This is a genomic window from Sphaerisporangium album (genome assembly GCF_003323745.1).
Taxonomy (GTDB): domain Bacteria; phylum Actinomycetota; class Actinomycetes; order Streptosporangiales; family Streptosporangiaceae; genus Sphaerisporangium; species Sphaerisporangium album.
Window position 1 is genome coordinate 266,677 of record NZ_QOIL01000014.1, and the last position, 16,476, is coordinate 283,152.

The 16,476-nt window shown below is 72.1% G+C and carries 16 protein-coding genes; 15 read left to right on the plus strand and 1 reads right to left on the minus strand.

Going from position 1 to position 16,476, the window contains the following annotated elements:
* Positions 1–721: 721 nt before the first annotated feature.
* Complete coding sequence (locus tag DQ384_RS24900; protein WP_114031267.1) at positions 722–1,162, plus strand: SAV_6107 family HEPN domain-containing protein; 441 nt, start codon at positions 722–724, stop codon at positions 1,160–1,162.
* Between the two features lie 455 nt (positions 1,163–1,617).
* On the opposite strand, the gene bldD is transcribed toward DQ384_RS24900, so the two are convergent.
* Positions 1,618–2,112 (minus strand): transcriptional regulator BldD, encoded by a 495-nt coding sequence (bldD, locus tag DQ384_RS24905; protein WP_114031268.1) that lies wholly within the window; start codon positions 2,110–2,112, stop codon positions 1,618–1,620.
* 522 nt (positions 2,113–2,634) lie between these two features.
* Between bldD and pyrR the strand changes: the two genes are divergently transcribed.
* From pyrR to DQ384_RS24975, 14 genes are all read left to right on the plus strand, one after another.
* Entirely contained in the window at positions 2,635–3,330 is a 696-nt protein-coding gene (gene pyrR, locus DQ384_RS24910) for a bifunctional pyr operon transcriptional regulator/uracil phosphoribosyltransferase PyrR (protein ID WP_114031320.1), read from the plus strand.
* Positions 3,327–4,262 carry an aspartate carbamoyltransferase catalytic subunit gene (locus DQ384_RS24915; RefSeq protein WP_114031269.1) on the plus strand — a complete coding sequence of 312 codons (936 nt, stop codon included), beginning with the start codon at positions 3,327–3,329 and terminating at the stop codon, positions 4,260–4,262. Before pyrR ends, DQ384_RS24915 begins: the two co-directional genes overlap by 4 nt.
* Complete coding sequence (locus DQ384_RS24920) at positions 4,259–5,563, plus strand: dihydroorotase (protein ID WP_114031270.1); 1,305 nt, start codon at positions 4,259–4,261, stop codon at positions 5,561–5,563. The genes DQ384_RS24915 and DQ384_RS24920 overlap by 4 nt, the downstream gene beginning before the upstream one ends.
* A gap of 34 nt (positions 5,564–5,597) precedes the next feature.
* Positions 5,598–6,782: a glutamine-hydrolyzing carbamoyl-phosphate synthase small subunit gene (gene carA, locus DQ384_RS24925; protein ID WP_114031271.1), complete on the plus strand. Its 1,185-nt coding sequence runs from the start codon at positions 5,598–5,600 to the stop codon at positions 6,780–6,782.
* Positions 6,775–10,065, plus strand: a complete 3,291-nt coding sequence (gene carB, locus DQ384_RS24930) for a carbamoyl-phosphate synthase large subunit (protein ID WP_114031272.1) — start codon at positions 6,775–6,777, stop codon at positions 10,063–10,065. The genes carA and carB overlap by 8 nt, the downstream gene beginning before the upstream one ends.
* 38 nt (positions 10,066–10,103) lie before the next feature.
* Positions 10,104–10,976 (plus strand): dihydroorotate dehydrogenase electron transfer subunit, encoded by an 873-nt coding sequence (locus tag DQ384_RS24935; RefSeq protein ID WP_114031273.1) that lies wholly within the window; start codon positions 10,104–10,106, stop codon positions 10,974–10,976.
* A complete protein-coding gene (locus DQ384_RS24940; protein WP_114031274.1) occupies positions 10,966–11,940 on the plus strand; it encodes a dihydroorotate dehydrogenase in 975 nt (324 codons plus the stop codon). The genes DQ384_RS24935 and DQ384_RS24940 overlap by 11 nt, the downstream gene beginning before the upstream one ends.
* A complete protein-coding gene (pyrF, locus tag DQ384_RS24945; protein WP_114031275.1) occupies positions 11,937–12,635 on the plus strand; it encodes an orotidine-5'-phosphate decarboxylase in 699 nt (232 codons plus the stop codon). The genes DQ384_RS24940 and pyrF overlap by 4 nt, the downstream gene beginning before the upstream one ends.
* 401 nt (positions 12,636–13,036) lie before the next feature.
* The gene (gene mihF, locus DQ384_RS24950) at positions 13,037–13,360 is read left to right on the plus strand and encodes an integration host factor, actinobacterial type (RefSeq protein WP_114031276.1); all 324 of its coding nucleotides are present in this window, start codon (positions 13,037–13,039) and stop codon (positions 13,358–13,360) included.
* A gap of 122 nt (positions 13,361–13,482) precedes the next feature.
* Positions 13,483–14,076, plus strand: coding sequence for a guanylate kinase (gmk, locus tag DQ384_RS24955; RefSeq protein ID WP_114031277.1), 594 nt, complete (start codon positions 13,483–13,485; stop codon positions 14,074–14,076).
* Positions 14,077–14,181: 105 nt separating this feature from the next.
* Complete coding sequence (gene rpoZ, locus DQ384_RS24960; protein ID WP_114031278.1) at positions 14,182–14,448, plus strand: DNA-directed RNA polymerase subunit omega; 267 nt, start codon at positions 14,182–14,184, stop codon at positions 14,446–14,448.
* A 25-nt stretch (positions 14,449–14,473) separates the two neighbouring features.
* The gene (coaBC, locus tag DQ384_RS24965; RefSeq protein WP_114031279.1) at positions 14,474–15,694 is read left to right on the plus strand and encodes a bifunctional phosphopantothenoylcysteine decarboxylase/phosphopantothenate--cysteine ligase CoaBC; all 1,221 of its coding nucleotides are present in this window, start codon (positions 14,474–14,476) and stop codon (positions 15,692–15,694) included.
* A 145-nt stretch (positions 15,695–15,839) separates the two neighbouring features.
* Positions 15,840–16,208 carry a hypothetical protein gene (locus DQ384_RS24970; protein ID WP_114031280.1) on the plus strand — a complete coding sequence of 123 codons (369 nt, stop codon included), beginning with the start codon at positions 15,840–15,842 and terminating at the stop codon, positions 16,206–16,208.
* Positions 16,209–16,337: 129 nt separating this feature from the next.
* A partial coding sequence (locus tag DQ384_RS24975; protein ID WP_245966758.1) for an S-adenosylmethionine synthetase N-terminal domain-containing protein occupies positions 16,338–16,476 on the plus strand: 139 nt, incomplete at its 3' end.

A 16,476-nucleotide genomic window follows, 5' to 3' on the forward strand; every position in this document is an offset into this window, starting at 1 on the left:
ACCGGCGGTCCAAGGGCCGCGAGCCGACGCTCGCGGCCCTTTTCGCGTCCCGAAGGCGCCGGACGCCCCGCCAGGCTCGGCTTCTTCCCGTATCCCCGCGTGTCCGGGCCGGCCGGTGCGGCCTCCTCCTGCGTACGGTGGGGCCGTGCTTCGCGGGCGCGCTGGAACGCCGTGGTCGTCCCCGGGTCGTGGTCGTGTTCGAACCGCACGTCGTTCGCATGATCGAACCTTTGTTCGCGTGATGCTTGACATCGCGGGTCATCGAATTTATGTTCGACATAGTGAGGGCAGGACTCGCGGCCTGCCCTCACTACCCGGCGGGTGAGCGTCGTGTGAGCCCGCCGCGCGAAGCACTGGCCGGACGGGGAGAGGGGAAGCTCCTCGTCCGGCCGCGAGTGACCGGCATGCCGAGACCTGTCTCCGAACCACCGCATCTCCGACATCTCCGACACCGCATCTCCTGAAACCGCACGACACCCCGACGACGACCCGAGATCCGCGGACCGAGCACCTCTACCGAACACCTCTGGAGCGACAGGCGGCGGAGGCGGGGCCACACCCCGCGACCGCCCTGGCGTCAGGCCGCCGGCGGGGCCGAGAGAGCGAGGGACGAGCCCGCCGAAGTGACCATGGGCCCGCAGGCCATCGGAATTGTCGGTGGCATCTGCGACGGTGTTATCACCGGCGGTCACCGCCGGGGCCACGACCCAAGGAGGGTGGCATGACTCGACAGCCCGGAGAAGGTCCCCGGGTCTCCCAGACCGTGCGCGCGCATCTCGCCGACGCGCACGCCTGCCTGGCCGACGCCGCGGCCACGCGCACCGCGGCCGAGCGCTACGTCTCGGCTCACCTCGCGGCGCTTCGTGCGGCGGCGGCGATCCTCGCGGCGCTCCCGCGGCCCATGGACGGGCGCCGGCGGCGGCTGCGCAGCGCGTGGGAGCTGTTACCCGAGGCCGAGCCGAAGCTCACGCGGTGGGCGGCCTACTTCGCCGAGAGCGCGCGCAAGCGGGCGATGGCCGAGGCCGGCATGGTGCGCGTGGTGTCGGCGCTGGACGCCGACGAGCTGATCGGCGAGGCCCGCACGTTCGTCGCCGTCGTCGAGGACATCCTCGGCGTCCCGGGCCAGTCGGCCCTCCCGGTGAATTCGCCCCTCGCGGGCTGACCCGCCCACGCCTGCGCATGGCGTGACACCCGGTTCCGGCATGGCGAAACCGTTCCGGCATGGCGAAACCGCGGAAGGACGGGTGTCCCGGCAGCCGATGGCGCATCCGGTCGCGCCTGGCTCAACGTGCCGCCGCATGTCGGCCCGGCACCCCTCAGAGCGTGTCGCCGTATGTCGGCCGGGCCACCTGCAGAGCCTGTTGTCGCACCCCGTCGCGCGCCGCTTCCGGAGTGGTGCCGTGTGTTCTCGGCCGGTCGTGTCGTGGCCGCGTCGCACCCCGTTGTGCGCTGCCATGGGCGGACCGTGTTCCGGGTGGACGGCGTGGAGGGGCAGGGCCGTCACAGGGTGACGGCGGGTGCGGGGATCGCCCCGTGATCCCCGGTCCGCACGTCGGTGGCAGAGGGTCCTGGAGGAACGGTTCGAAGGTTCTCAGAACCGAACGACAGGAACGGCTCTCAGAACGATTCGACGGCGCGGCGCGCCTCGGCGTCGAGCACTCCCCACGTGATGAGCTCTTCGGTCAGCTCGGTGGGGGACTTGTCGTAGATGACCGCGAGGGAACGCAGGTCCTCCTGGCGGATCGACAGCACCTTGCCGTTGTAGTCGCCACGCTGGCTCTGGATGGTGGCCGCGTAGCGGGCGAGGGCCCCGGCCTTCTCCTTGGGGAGCTGGGCGAGCCGCTCCAGGTCGATCACCAGTTTGGGCGTCGGGCCAAGCGGCGCGGGAGCGGAGCCCCCGGGAAGCAGCTCGGAGACCGGAACCCCATAGAAGTCGGCCAGCTCCGCGAGCTTCTGAACGGTCACAGCACGGTCGCCGCGCTCGTAGGAGCCGACGACGACGGCTTTCCACCTGCCGCGCGACTTCTCTTCGACCCCGTGCAGTGATAGACCCTGCTGGGTGCGGATGGCGCGGAGTCGCGCGCCCAGCGACTTGGCGTAGTCAGACGGCATTGGTTGGCCCCCGGCTTTCTATGAACGTTCTCACTTATTGTGCGCCTAGCGACGAATGCGGCGGCGCTCGGGTCTGGGACCCGGGGCAGGCACCATCGGTGACCGGAGCGTCGCGGTTTACCCGAGTACGTCGCGAGGTGTGGTTACGGACAGTGACGGTAAAGGTGTGGGCGTGATTGGTCAAGCTGATTGGAAAAAAGATGCCGAATCCTGTCCGGTCGGGTGCTGATCTGGGCGGTCACAATCGCCGCTCCCGTTCCCCACGTCTCCGCCCCTTCGCCTTTCCCGCCGCGCCCGCGGGGCCCGCGCCGCGCGGATCCGCGTGACCGCGGGCCGTCCCGCCGCGCGGGCGGGGCCGGGCCGCGCACGCCGTCGCGGCGACGTCCCCCCAGGTCAGCGGAAGGGTATCCGCCCAGGTTGGGAAGGGCGAACCGGTTCGGGATGTTCTCGGACAGGCTGCTAACGTGAAGGCACCAGATCCTTTAAACCCCGTCCTGTGAGGCGGGAAAGGCGGTGACCTCCATGAACGGCGCCCGAAATCAGGCGCACGACGGTGCCCGGCCCGGCCGGAACGACCTCGGCGACGTCGACGAGGACGCGCGGCGCGACGCCCATGCCGGCGACCGTCACGACGCGCGCGACGATGACCGTCAGGTCGCGCGCAACGGCGACCCGCTCGACGGCGAGCGCGCGGTCCTGGAAGCCCCGGACATCAACCGGGCGCTCACGCGCATCGCGCACGAGATCCTCGAACGCGCGAAGGGCCCGGAGAAGCTCCTGCTGCTCGGCATCCCCACCCGCGGCACGGTGCTGGCCCGCAGGCTGGCCGACCGCATCGAGCAGGTCGAGGGCCGCCCGGTGGCGTTCGGCTCCCTCGACGTCACCATGTACCGCGACGACCTGAGGCTCAGGCCGGCCCGTGCCCTCGGCCGCACCGACCTCCCCGAGGACGGGGTGGACGGCCGCATCGTCGTCCTGGTCGACGACGTCCTCTACTCCGGCCGCACCGTCCGCGCGGCGCTGGACGCCCTCAACGACCTCGGCCGCCCGACGGCGGTCCGCCTGGCCGTGCTGGTCGACCGCGGCCACCGCGAGCTGCCCATCCGCGCCGACTACGTCGGCAAGAACCTCCCCACCTCCCGGGCCGAGACGGTGCGGGTCTGCCTGTCGGAGACCGACCAGCGGGACGCCGTCCTGCTGAGGGGAGGCCAGCGATGAAGCGCCACCTGCTGTCGACGGCCGACCTGTCGCGCGAGGACGCACTGCTGATCCTCGACACCGCCGAGCAGCTCGCCCAGGTGTCCGGCCGTTCGATCAAGAAGCTGCCCACCCTGCGCGGGCGCACGGTCGTGAACCTCTTCTTCGAGGACTCCACCCGCACCCGCATCTCCTTCGAGGCCGCGGCCAAGCGCCTGTCCGCGGATGTGATCAACTTCTCGGCCAAGGGGTCGAGCGTCTCCAAGGGCGAGAGCCTGAAGGACACCGCGCTCACGCTGCAGGCGATGGGCGCCGACGCGGTGGTGATCCGCCACGGCGCGTCCGGGGCCCCGCACCGGCTGGCCGCCTGGGTGGACGGCAGCGTGGTGAACGCCGGCGACGGCACCCACGAGCACCCCACGCAGGCGCTGCTCGACGCCTTCACGATGCGCCGCCGCCTCGGCGAGCTGGACGGCCGCCGGGTCACCATCGTCGGCGACGTGCTGCACAGCCGGGTGGCCCGCTCCAACGTCCATCTGCTGCACACGCTCGGCGCCGAGGTGACGCTCGTCGCCCCGCCGACGCTGCTGCCGGTGGCGATGGACGACTGGCCGTGCGAGGTCTCCTACGACTTCGACGCGGTGCTGCCCAAGACGGACGTGGTGATGATGCTGCGCGTGCAGCACGAGCGCATGAACGCGTCCTACTTCCCCTCCGCCCGCGAGTACAGCCGCCGCTACGGCCTGGACCCCGAGCGGATGGGCCGCATGCCGGACGGCGCGATCGTCATGCACCCGGGGCCGATGAACCGCGGCATGGAGATCGCCGCCGAGGTCGCCGACGGCGAGCGCTCCACGATCGTCGAGCAGGTCACCAACGGCGTGACCGTCCGCATGGCCGTGCTGTACCTGCTTCTGTCCGGCTCCGAGCCCGCGATCGGGGGGAACCAGTGATCTACCTTCTCAGGGGCGCCCGCGTGCTCGGGGGCGACCCGCGTGACGTGCTGCTCAGGGACGGCCTCGTCGCCGAGGCCGGGGCGCCGGGCGAGGTGGACGCGCCCGGCGCGACCCGGGTGGACGCCGACGGCCTGATCGCGCTCCCGGGCCTGGTCGACCTGCACACGCACCTGCGCGAGCCGGGCCGGGAGGACGCCGAGACGGTGGAGTCCGGGACGGCGGCGGCGGCGCTCGGCGGGTTCACCGCCGTGCACGCGATGGCCAACACCTCACCGGTGGCCGACACCGCGGGCGTGGTCGAGCAGGTGTGGCGGCTCGGCCAGGCGGCCGGGCACTGCGACGTGCAGCCGGTGGGCGCGGTCACCGCGGGCCTGGCGGGCCGGCAGCTCGCCGAGCTCGGCGCGATGGCGGACAGCGCGGCCCGCGTGCGGGTCTTCTCCGACGACGGGGTGTGCGTCTCGGACGCGGTGCTCATGCGGCGGGCGCTGGAGTACGTCAAGGCGTTCGACGGCGTGGTGGCCCAGCACGCGCAGGAGCCCCGCCTGACCGAGGGCGCGCAGATGAACGAGGGCGCGGTGTCGGGCCGCCTCGGCCTCACCGGCTGGCCCGCGGTCGCCGAGGAGGCGATCATCGCGCGTGACTGCCTGCTGGCCGCGCACGTCGGCTCCCGCCTGCACGTCTGCCACGTGTCCACGGCCGGTTCCGTCGAGATCATCCGGTGGGCGAAGTCGAAGGGCTGGAACGTCACCGCCGAGGTGACCCCGCACCACCTGCTGCTCACCGACGCCCGCGCCGAGTCCTCGCCCGCGGGCCCGTACAACCCGATCTACAAGGTCAACCCGCCGCTGCGCACCGACGCCGACGTCCAGGCGCTGCGCGAGGCGCTGGCCGACGGCACGATCGACTGCGTGGCCACCGACCACGCGCCGCACCCGGTCGAGGACAAGGAGACCGAGTGGCCGGCGGCGGCCATGGGCATGATCGGCCTGGAGACCGCCCTGTCGGTCGTCCAGGAGGCCATGGTCGAGACGGGCCTGCTGGACTGGGCGGGCGTCGCCGACCGCATGTCCGCCCGGCCCGCCCGCATCGGCCGCCTGTCCGGCCACGGCCGCCCGCTGGAGGCGGGCGCCCCCGCGAACCTCACCCTGGTGGACCCCTCCGCGCGGTCGGCCGTCGACCCGCACGGGTTCGCCTCCAAGAGCCGTAACACGCCCTATGTGGGCATGACGCTGCCGGGCAGGGTCGTCGCGACCTTCCTGCGCGGCCGCCCGACCGTCTTCGAAGGGAAGCTGACGTGACGACCCGGCCCGTCCTCGTCGAAGGGAAGACCAGGTGACCCGGCAGACCCCGGCGGTCCTCGTGCTGGAGGACGGCCGCGCCTTCCACGGCGTCTCCTACGGCGCCGAGGGGGAGACCTACGGCGAGATGGTCTTCTCCACCGGTATGACCGGTTACCAGGAGACGCTGACCGACCCGTCCTACCACCGGCAGATCGTGGCGATGACCGCGCCGCACATCGGCAACACCGGCGTCAACGACGAGGACCCGGAGTCCTCGCGCATCTGGGTGTCCGGGTACGTCGTGCGCGAGCCCGCGCGGGTCGCCTCGAACTGGCGCTCGCGCCGCTCCCTGGACGACGAGCTGCGCCGCCAGGGCGTGGTCGGCATCGCCATGCCGGGCACCCGGGCGCTCACCCGCCACCTGCGCGAGCGCGGGGCCATGCGCGCCGGGGTCTTCACCGCCCCCTCCGCCACGGTCGAGGAGCTCGCCGGCAAGGTGCGCTCCAGCCCGTCGATGGTCGGCGCCGACCTCGCCAAGGAGGTCTCCACGCCCGAGCCGTACGTCGTGCCCGCCCGCGGGCCCAAGCGGTTCACGGTGGCGGCGCTCGACCTCGGCATCAAGGCGATGACGCCGTACCGCATGGCCGAGCGCGGCTGCGAGGTGCACGTGCTGCCCGCCACCGCGACGGCGGCCGACCTCCTGGCCCTCGACCCCGACGGGGTGTTCCTGTCCAACGGCCCGGGCGACCCGTCGGCGGCGGACTACGCCGTCGAGACGCTGGCGGGCGTGCTGGAGGCGCGCAGGCCCGTCTTCGGCATCTGCTTCGGCAACCAGATCCTCGGCCGGGCGCTCGGGCTCGGCACCTACAAGCTGCGGTACGGCCACCGCGGGGTCAACCAGCCCGTCCAGGACCGCCGCACCGGCAAGGTGGACATCTCCGCGCACAACCACGGCTTCGCGGTCGAGGCGCCGCTCGACGGCCCGTTCGAGACGCCGTACGGCCGGGCGGAGGTCAGCCACGTGAACCTCAACGACGGCTGCGTCGAGGGGCTGCGCCTGCTCGACCAGCCGGCGTTCAGCGTCCAGTACCACCCCGAGGCCGCCGCGGGGCCGCACGACGCGGCGGGCCTGTTCGACGAGTTCTGCTCCCTCATGGAAGGCGGGACGGGCACGGCCGCGGGCCTGCCCGCGCGTGGGCGGCACACCGGTTCTACGGCGGAGGACGGGAATGGCTAAGCGCACGGACATCTCCACGATCATGGTGATCGGCTCGGGGCCGATCGTGATCGGGCAGGCCTGCGAGTTCGACTACTCCGGCACCCAGGCGTGCCGGGTGCTGCGCGCCGAGGGCTACCGCGTGGTCCTGGTCAACAGCAACCCCGCGACCATCATGACCGACCCCGAGTTCGCCGACGCCACGTACGTCGAGCCGATCACGCCCGGCATCGTCGAGCAGATCATCGCCAAGGAGCGGCCGGACGCCCTGCTGCCCACCCTCGGCGGCCAGACCGCGCTCAACACCGCCGTCGCGCTGCACGAGGCGGGCGTGCTGGAGCGGTACGGGGTCGAGCTGATCGGCGCCGACATCGAGGCGATCCAAGCCGGCGAGAACCGCGAGCTGTTCAAGGGCATCGTCGCCAAGGTCGCCGCCGAGCACGGCCTGAACGCCGAGTCCGCCCGGTCGGTCATCTGCCACACGCTGGACGAATGCCTCGCCGGGGCTCGGGACCTGGGCTACCCGGTGGTCGTCCGCCCGAGCTTCACCATGGGCGGCGCCGGCTCCGGGTTCGCCTACGACGAGGACGACCTGCGGCGCATCGCCGGGGCCGGGCTCGACGCCTCGCCGACCACCGAGGTGCTCCTGGAGGAGTCCATCCTCGGCTGGAAGGAGTACGAGCTGGAGGTCATGCGCGACCGCGCCGACAACGTCGTCATCGTCTGCTCCATCGAGAACATCGACCCGATGGGCGTGCACACCGGCGACAGCGTCACCGTGGCCCCGGCCATGACCCTGACCGACCGCGAGTACCAGAACATGCGCGACGTCGCCATCGCGGTGATCCGCGAGGTCGGCGTCGACACCGGCGGCTGCAACATCCAGTTCGCCGTGGACCCGCGCACCGGGCGCATGATCGTCATCGAGATGAACCCCCGGGTGTCGCGTTCCAGCGCGCTGGCCTCCAAGGCGACCGGCTTCCCGATCGCCAAGATCGCGGCCAAGCTCGCCGTCGGCTACACCCTGGACGAGATCCCCAACGACATCACCCGCGAGACCCCGGCCTCGTTCGAGCCGTCGCTGGACTACGTCGTGGTCAAGGTGCCGCGCTTCGCGTTCGAGAAGTTCGCCGGGGCCGACCAGACGCTCACCACGCACATGAAGTCGGTGGGCGAGGCGATGGCCATCGGCAGGTCGTTCCCCGAGGCGCTCCAGAAGGCCCTCAGATCGCTGGAGAAGAAGGGATCGTCCTTCGGGTGGGCCGGAGACCCCGGCGCCAAGGACGGGCTCCTGGCGGCCTGCCGCACGCCGCACGACGGGCGGCTGCGCACGATGCAGCAGGCCATCCGGGCCGGCGCCACCCTGGAGGAGCTGTACGACGCCACGAACGTCGACCCGTGGTTCCTCGACCAGCTCTTCCTGATCGACGAGGAGGCGCGGGCGCTGGCGGGAGGCGAGCTGACGGCGCAGGCGCTGACCCGCGCCAAGCGCCACGGCTTCTCCGACGCGCAGATCGCCGAGCTCCGCGGCCTGCCCGAGGCCGAGGTCAGGGCGCTGCGGCACGGGCTCGGCGTGCGGCCGGTCTACAACACCGTGGACACCTGCGCCGCCGAGTTCGCCGCCAAGACGCCCTACCTGTACTCGACCTACGACGAGGAGACCGAGGTCCCGTACGGCGACCGGCCCAAGGTGATCATCCTGGGCAGCGGGCCGAACCGCATCGGGCAGGGCATCGAGTTCGACTACGCCTGCGTGCACGCCTCGTTCGAACTGTCGGCCGCCGGGTACGAGACCGTGATGGTCAACTGCAACCCCGAGACCGTCTCGACCGACTACGACACCTCCGACCGGCTCTACTTCGAGCCGCTCACCCTGGAGGACGTCCTGGAGGTCGTGCACGCGGAGCGGGAGACCGGGCCGGTCGCCGGGGTCATCGTCCAGCTCGGCGGCCAGACGCCGCTCGGCCTGGCCCAGGCGCTCAAGGACGCCGGGGTGCCCGTCGTCGGCACCAGCCCCGAGTCCATCCACCTGGCCGAGGAGCGCGGCGCGTTCGGCCGCGTGCTCGCCGAGGCCGGGCTGCCGGCCCCCCGGCACGGCACCGCCGTGACCGTCGAGCAGGCCCGGCTGATCGCCGGCGAGATCGGGTACCCGGTGCTCGTGCGCCCCTCGTACGTCCTCGGCGGCGCCGGCATGGCGATCGTCTACGACGAGGACACGCTGAGCGCGTACATGGAGCGGGCCGGCGCGGCCAGCGACCACCCCGTGCTCGTCGACAAGTTCCTGGACGAGGCCATCGAGATCGACGTGGACGCGCTGTTCGACGGCGAGGAGCTGTACCTCGGCGGCGTGATGGAGCACATCGAGGAGGCCGGCATCCACTCGGGCGACTCGGCGTGCGCGCTGCCGCCGATCACGCTCGGCGGGTTCGACATCAAGCGCATCCGCGCCGCCACCGAGGCCATCGCCCGCGGCGTGGGCGTGCGCGGGCTCCTGAACGTGCAGTACGCCCTGTCGGCGAACATCCTGTACGTCCTGGAGGCCAACCCCCGCGCGAGCCGCACGGTGCCGTTCGTCTCCAAGGCGACGGCCGTGCCGCTGGCCAAGGCCGCCGCCCGGGTGATGATGGGCGCCACGATCGCCGGGCTGCGCGAGGAGGGCATGCTGCCGCGCGAGGGCGACGGCGGCACGATGCCCCTGGACGCCCCCATCGCGGTCAAGGAGGCCGTGCTGCCGTTCAACCGGTTCCGGGGCGTGGACATCGTCCTCGGGCCCGAGATGCGGTCCACGGGCGAGGTCATGGGCATCGACGAGGTCTTCGGCACGGCCTACGCCAAGTCGCAGTCCGCTGCGTACGGCTCGCTGCCGACCAAGGGGCGGGCGTTCGTCTCGGTCGCCAACCGCGACAAGCGCGCGATGGTCTTCCCGGTGAAGGCCCTCGCCGACCTCGGCTTCGAGATCCTCGCCACGGAGGGCACCGCCGAGGTGCTGCGCAGGAACGGCGTCCATGCCAAGATCGTGCGCAAGCAGAGCGACGGCCCCGGCACGGACGGTGAGCCGACGATCGTCACGCGCATCCTGGACGGCGAGGTGGACCTCATCGTGAACACCCCCTTCGGCAGTCCGGGGCAGTCGGGCCCGCGCCTCGACGGCTACGAGATCCGCACCGCGGCCGTCCTGAGGGACATCCCGTGCGTCACCACCGTGCAGGGCCTCGCGGCGGCCGTGCAGGGCATCCAGGCGGTCGCCGCGGGCTCCGTGGGCGTACGGTCGCTCCAGGAGCACGCCAAGAGGCTGAGGGGCTGACCCCGCGGCGGGAGGTGGAGGAGACGGCCGGAACTCCGGTGCAGGTGACGGGCACGGTGCTCACGACGCGCCGCGTCGACGCCTACCACGCGCTGACCGTGGTGGCGCCGGGCATCGCCGAGCGCTTCCGTCCCGGGCACTTCGTCTCCGTGGCCGTCGGCGGGCCGCACACCTCCATGCCGTCGCGGCGGGCCTTCTCGGTGCACGACGTCAAGCCCGACTACGGCGGCACGGTGGAGCTGGTCTTCGCCGTGCGCGGCCGGGGCACCGCTTGGCTGGCCGAGCGCAAGGCCAGGGAGACCCTGGACCTGGTGGGCCCGCTCGGCCGCCCGTTCCCCGTGCCGCGCGACCCGTGCACGTGCGTGCTGGTCGGCGGCGAGTACGGCTCGGCGTCGCTGTTCGCGCTGGCCGACACGCTGCAGCAGCGCGGCTGCCGGGTCGACTTCGTGCTCGGGGCCGCCTCCGCCGACCGGGTGTTCGGCGCGCTGCGCGCCCGCCGCATGGGGGAGACGACCACCCTCACCACCGAGGACGGCTCGCTCGGCCTGCGCGGCCGGGTCACCGACGCCCTGCCCTCGGTGATCGCCGACGCGCGGGCCGACGTGGTGTACGCGTGCGGCCCGATGCCGATGCTGCGCGGCGTCACCGCCGTGGCGGTCGAGTTCGACATCCCCGTGCAGGTTTCGGTCGAGGAGTCGATGGCCTGCGGGTACGGCGTCTGCATGACGTGCGTGCTGCCGGTCATCGGCGACGACGGCGTGACCCGCATGGCACGGTCCTGCGTGGACGGGCCGGTCTTCCGCGGCGAGCGGGTGCGGTTCGAGGACATCGGGACGATCCCGTTCGACGCCCTGGGCGCGCCCGGGGGACGAGCACAGGAGGGGGGTGCTCACACCCGAAATGTCAGTTGACATGCGGACGTACCTCGCGCACGTCGAACTGGCCAACCCGATCACCACGGCCGCCGGGTGCGCCGCCTCCGGTGCCGAGCTCTCCCAGTTCTTCGACCTGGCCCGCCTGGGCGCGGTCGTCACCCGCTCGATCACCATGGCGCCCCGCGCCGGCCGGCCCACCCCCCGCATGGCCGAGACCCCCTCGGGCATGCTCAACGCCGTCGGCCTGCAGGGCCCCGGCGTGGAGGTGTTCCTGGAGCGGGAGCTGCCGCGCCTGGTCGACCGGGGCGCCAGGGCCGTGGTCTCGGTCGCGGGCGGCAGCGTGGCCGAGTACGCCGCCCTGGCCCGGAGGCTGTCGGACGCGCCCGGCGTCGCGGCGGTCGAGGTCAACCTGTCCTGCCCCAACGTCGAGGACCTCGGCCGGGTGTTCGCCCGCGACCCCGCGGCCTCCGCCGAGGTGATCTCCTCGGTGCGCGCGACCATGCGGTACGACGTCCCGGTCATCGCCAAGCTGGCTCCCGACGTCGCCGACATCGTCGCGGTGGCCCGCGCCTGCGTCGACGGCGGAGCCGACGCCCTGGCCATGATCAACACGCCGCTCGGCATGAGCATCGACGTCGACAGCATGCGCCCGTCGCTCGCCGCCGGTACCGGCGGGCTCTCCGGGCCCGCCATCCGGCCGCTCGCGGTGCGCTGCCTGTGGCAGGTGCACGCCGCGATGCCCGGCGTGCCCATCGTCGGCATGGGCGGCGTCATGACCGGCCGCGACGCGCTGGAGATGATCCTCGCGGGCGCCTGCGTCGTCTCCGTCGGCACCGCACTCTTCCACGACCCCTACGCCTGCCTGCGCATCCTGCGGGAGCTCGAGGACCTGCTCAAGGAGCGCGGCTTCGAGCGTCTCGCCGACGCGGTCGGGCTGGCCCACCGTCCGCCCGGGGCGGGACCCCGGCACCGTATCGACCTCGAGGAGAGCTCTCTGTGACGTCCGCACCCATCGCCGTCGCCCTGGACGCACCCGACCTGGAGACGGCGGCCCGCTGGGCGGCCGCGGTCACTCCGCACGTGAGCACCGTGAAGGTCGGCCTCGAACTCTACCTCCGTTACGGCCCCGACGTGATCGCCTCGGTGCGAGGCGCCACGGGCGTCCAGGTCTTCCTCGACCTCAAGCTGCACGACATCCCGAACACCGTCGCCGGAGCCGCGCGCGCCGTCGCGCGTCTCAGGCCGGCCATCCTCACCGTGCACGCCGCGGGCGGGCACACGATGATCAAGGCCGCGGTCGAGAACGCCCCGCACACGCGCATCGCCGCCGTCACGGCCCTGACGTCGCTCTCAGAGGCCGATCTGGAGCGTATCGGAGTCAGGGGACCCGCGAGCGACGCCGTGCGCCGTCTGGCCGTCGAGGCCGTGGGCGCGGGCGCCCAGGCCCTGGTCTGCTCGCCCCGCGAGGTCGCCGCGGTGCGGGCGGAGGTCGGGCCCGGCATCATGCTGATCACACCCGGGGTGCGGCCCGCCGGTTCCGACACCCAGGATCAGGCAAGAGTAGCGACTCCCGAGCAAGCCGTCGCCGACGGGGCCGATCTTCTCGTGATCGGGCGTCCCATCACGGGGGCCGCCGACCCCGGGGCCGCCGCCGCGCGCATCGCCGGGGCGCTGCGCCGCGTCCTGTCGGCCTGAGCCGCCTCCTCCCGGCCGCCCGTCACCGCGGCCTCCTCCCGACCCGTTCTCCGGCCCGCGTGACGGTGCCGCGCGGGCTTCGGGCGTCGCCGCGCGGGCCTTCGCGAACGCTTTCCGGGCGCCGTTCCGGCGGTTCCCGCGCGCCGTTCGGGCGTCGCCGCGGGTGGTTCGCGAAGGCCTTCGGGACTAGCCCGGTCGGGGGCGGGCCGTCCGGGGGTGACTAGCCCGAAAGGGGCCTGCACAGGCGGGTTTTGTCGACGGAATGCGATTCTTCGAACACGAAGAGTGATGAAAACAATTTTGTGAGGGGAGAAACTGGGCTTGACGTTGCTTGAAGGCCCAAGACCAGCTAGTTTCCCCTCCCGTCCGAGTACATCGACAGAAATTCGAGGTGACCCGGCGTGGCTCTTCCTCCCCTGACCCCCGAGCAGCGCGCCGCAGCCCTGGAGAAGGCTGCCAAAGCCCGCAAGGAGCGTGCCGAGGTCAAGAACCGGCTCAAGCACGGCGCGGTTTCTCTGGCTGAGGTGCTGAAGGATGGTCAGACCGACGACGTCATCGGCAAGATGAAGGTGTCGGCACTTTTGGAGTCGCTCCCCGGCGTGGGCAAGGTCCGCGCCAAGCAGCTCATGGAGCGGCTCGGTATCGCCGAGTCCCGCCGCGTGCGGGGTCTCGGCGCCAACCAGCGGGCCGCTCTGGAGCGTGAGTTCGGCGGCGCCGAGAGCTGATTCTCGGTTAGCTGGAGCAAGATCTACGGGGGTGTGGAGTGACCGGTACGTCCTGGCCCGAAGAGGGCGGCGCCCACGAGGTGCCCGTTTTCGGGGGGTTCGGGACACGTAGCGGTGACTGTATGCCTTCATCCGGGAGTCCGGAGGCGGCGCACGTCTCCTCCGGACCGACGGGCAATCGCCTGACGGTCCTCTCCGGGCCGTCCGGCGTGGGAAAGTCCACGGTCGTCGCCGAGCTTCGGCGGTCCCACCCCGAGGTGTGGCTGTCGGTCTCGGTGACCACCCGGGCCCCCCGTCCCGGCGAGACGCACGGAGTCGAGTACTACTTCGTCTCCGACGAGGAGTTCGATCGCCTGGTCGCCGCGGGTGAGCTCCTCGAATGGGCGGAGTTCGCCGGCAACCGCTACGGGACGCCGCGCGCGCCCGTCGAGCGCAAGCTCGCCGACGGAGTCCCCACGCTCCTGGAGATCGACCTCCAGGGCGCCCGTCAGGTGCGCGAGACCATGCCCGAGGCGCTCCTGGTCTTCCTGGCCCCGCCGAGCTGGGAGGAACTGGAAAGCCGCCTGCGCGGTCGCGGCACCGAGCCGGAGCACGTCATCGAGCGCCGTCTGGCCGCCGGCCGGGTCGAGCTCGCCGCCGAGAAGGAGTTCGACCTTTCGCTGGTCAACACGGCCGTCAACGAGGTATGCGTCCGGCTGATAGCCTTGATGAAGTGAAGATCGGCCACGCGCGCGCGACCTGCGCGCCTTTCGCGCTTGGTATTCTTCGAGGCCGAGACCGATTCTTCGATCGATCCGACATCCGACTGAGAGGCCGACGACGTGGCAGGCACTGCCCCGGTTGCCGAAGGCATCACCAACCCGCCGATCGACCAGTTGCTTGAGGTCGTCGACAGCAAGTACAGCCTGGTCATCATGGGCGCGAAGCGGGCGCGCCAGATCAACGCCTACTACTCCCAGCTCGGCGAGGGCCTTCTGGAGTACGTCGGGCCGCTCGTCGAGACCCACGCCCAGGAGAAGCCCCTCTCCATCGCGCTGCGCGAGGTCTCCGAGGGCCTGCTGACCTCCGAGGCCGTCGAGGGCACCTGACGCGACCGCCGTCCGCGCACCCGTGATGAACATCCAGGCCTCCGCCAGGCCCAGGGTCGTCCTCGGCGTCGGCGCGGGCATCGCGGCGTACAAGGCGTGTGAGCTGCTGCGGCTGTTCACCGAGTCCGGCCACGACGTCCGCGTCGTCCCCACGCGGGACGCGCTGCGGTTCGTCGGCGAGCCGACCTGGGCGGCCCTGTCCGGCAACCCCGTGACCAGCGAGGTCTGGGAGTCCGTGCACGAGGTGCCGCACGTCCGCATCGGCCAGGCCGCCGATCTGGTCGTCGTCGCCCCGGCCACCGCCGACATCATGGCCAAGGCCGCGCACGGCCTGGCCGGCGACCTCCTCACCAACACGCTGCTGACCGCGCGCTGCCCAGTGGTGTTCGCCCCGGCGATGCACACCGAGATGTGGGAGCACCCCGCCACGCGCGCGAACGTCGCCACCCTGCGCGAGCGCGGCTGCCTGGTCATCGACCCGGCCGTGGGCCGCCTGACCGGCGCCGACACCGGCCGGGGGCGGCTGCCCGATCCTCTCCAGATCTTCGAGGTCTGCCGCCGCGTCCTCGGCGGGCGCGCGCTCGATCTCGCCGGCCGCCGCGTGGCGGTGTCGGCGGGCGGCACCCGTGAGGCGATCGACCCGGTGCGGTTCATCGGCAACCGCTCGTCCGGGCTCCAGGGGTACGCGCTGGCGCGCACGGCGGTGGCGCGGGGCGCCCAGGTGACGATGGTCGCCGCCAACGTCGCCCTGCCCGACCCGGCGGGGGCCACGGTGGTGCGCGTGGAGTCGGCGCTGGACCTGCGGGCGGCGATGCTGGAGGCCGCCGAGTCCGCCGACGCGGTCGTCATGGCGGCGGCGGTGGCCGACTTCCGGCCCGCCGCGCGGAGCGACTCGAAGATCAAGAAGTCGTCCGCCGAGCCTGACCCCATTCATCTCACGAAGAATCCAGACATTCTCGCGGAGCTGTGCGACCGGCGCCGGGAGGGGCACAAGCCCTCGCCCGCCGTCATCGCGGGCTTCGCCGCCGAGACCGACGACGTCCTCGCCAACGGCCAGGCCAAGCTGGCGCGTAAGGGGTGCGATCTGCTCGTCGTCAACCAGGTGGGGCCGAACCTCGCCTTCGGCACGCCCGACAACGCGGCCGTGGTCCTGGTCGCCGGCGGCGACCCCGTCGAGGTGCCGCGCGGCCCCAAGGAAGACCTCGCCGACGTCGTCTGGGATCTCGTGGCCGCCCGTCTCGCCTGACGCGGGGCTCCCCGACGTGGCGCTTCCCACGGGGCGATTTAACGAGGTATGGCCCATTGTGACCTCGTCGTGCCTGGCGACGCCTTGATGACGGTCGTCCCCGGGCGGATACTCCAGTTGGACGCTGGAGCGAGAGGGCCATCCCATGCCGGTCACCGCCGCCGTCAGAGAGCGCTGCCGATCCCTGTTGCCCCCGGGCGAGGAACTGCACTACGTCTTCCCCGTGACCCTGGTCGGGTCGGGAGGAGTGGCCCACTACATCGTCGTCGTGACCGGCCTGTCGGTGACGGTGATGGCGACGAAGGTCTTCAGCCACAACGAGCCGGCCGTGGTGTGGGCCAGGTACCCGCGCAGAACGCGACTCGGTCCCGTGCGGCCCGGTGAGGGGCCGACGATACGGTTGGGTGATACCGTTTTCGAGGTCGACGATGAATACGTCGCCGTCGTCGGAGCGGCGGACACCGAGGCGTTCTCTCCGGGCGATCTGCCGAAGGATCCACTTCCCGATCTCTAGGCCGCCGCCACGAAGCGAGACGCCTGCGCGGTGGTGCACCCCATCGGGCTACACTCGGCGCAGTGCCTTGGCCGCCCAAACGCCAAAGCCACGACGACGTCAGCAGCCGCTGCATGAGGAGCCACTGAGTTGACCCGCCGCCTGTTCACCTCCGAGTCGGTCACGGAAGGCCACCCGGACAAGATCGCCGACCAGATCAGCGACGCCGTTCTCGACGCCATGCTCAAGGGCGACCCGAAGAGCCGCGTCGCGGTCGAGACCCTGATCA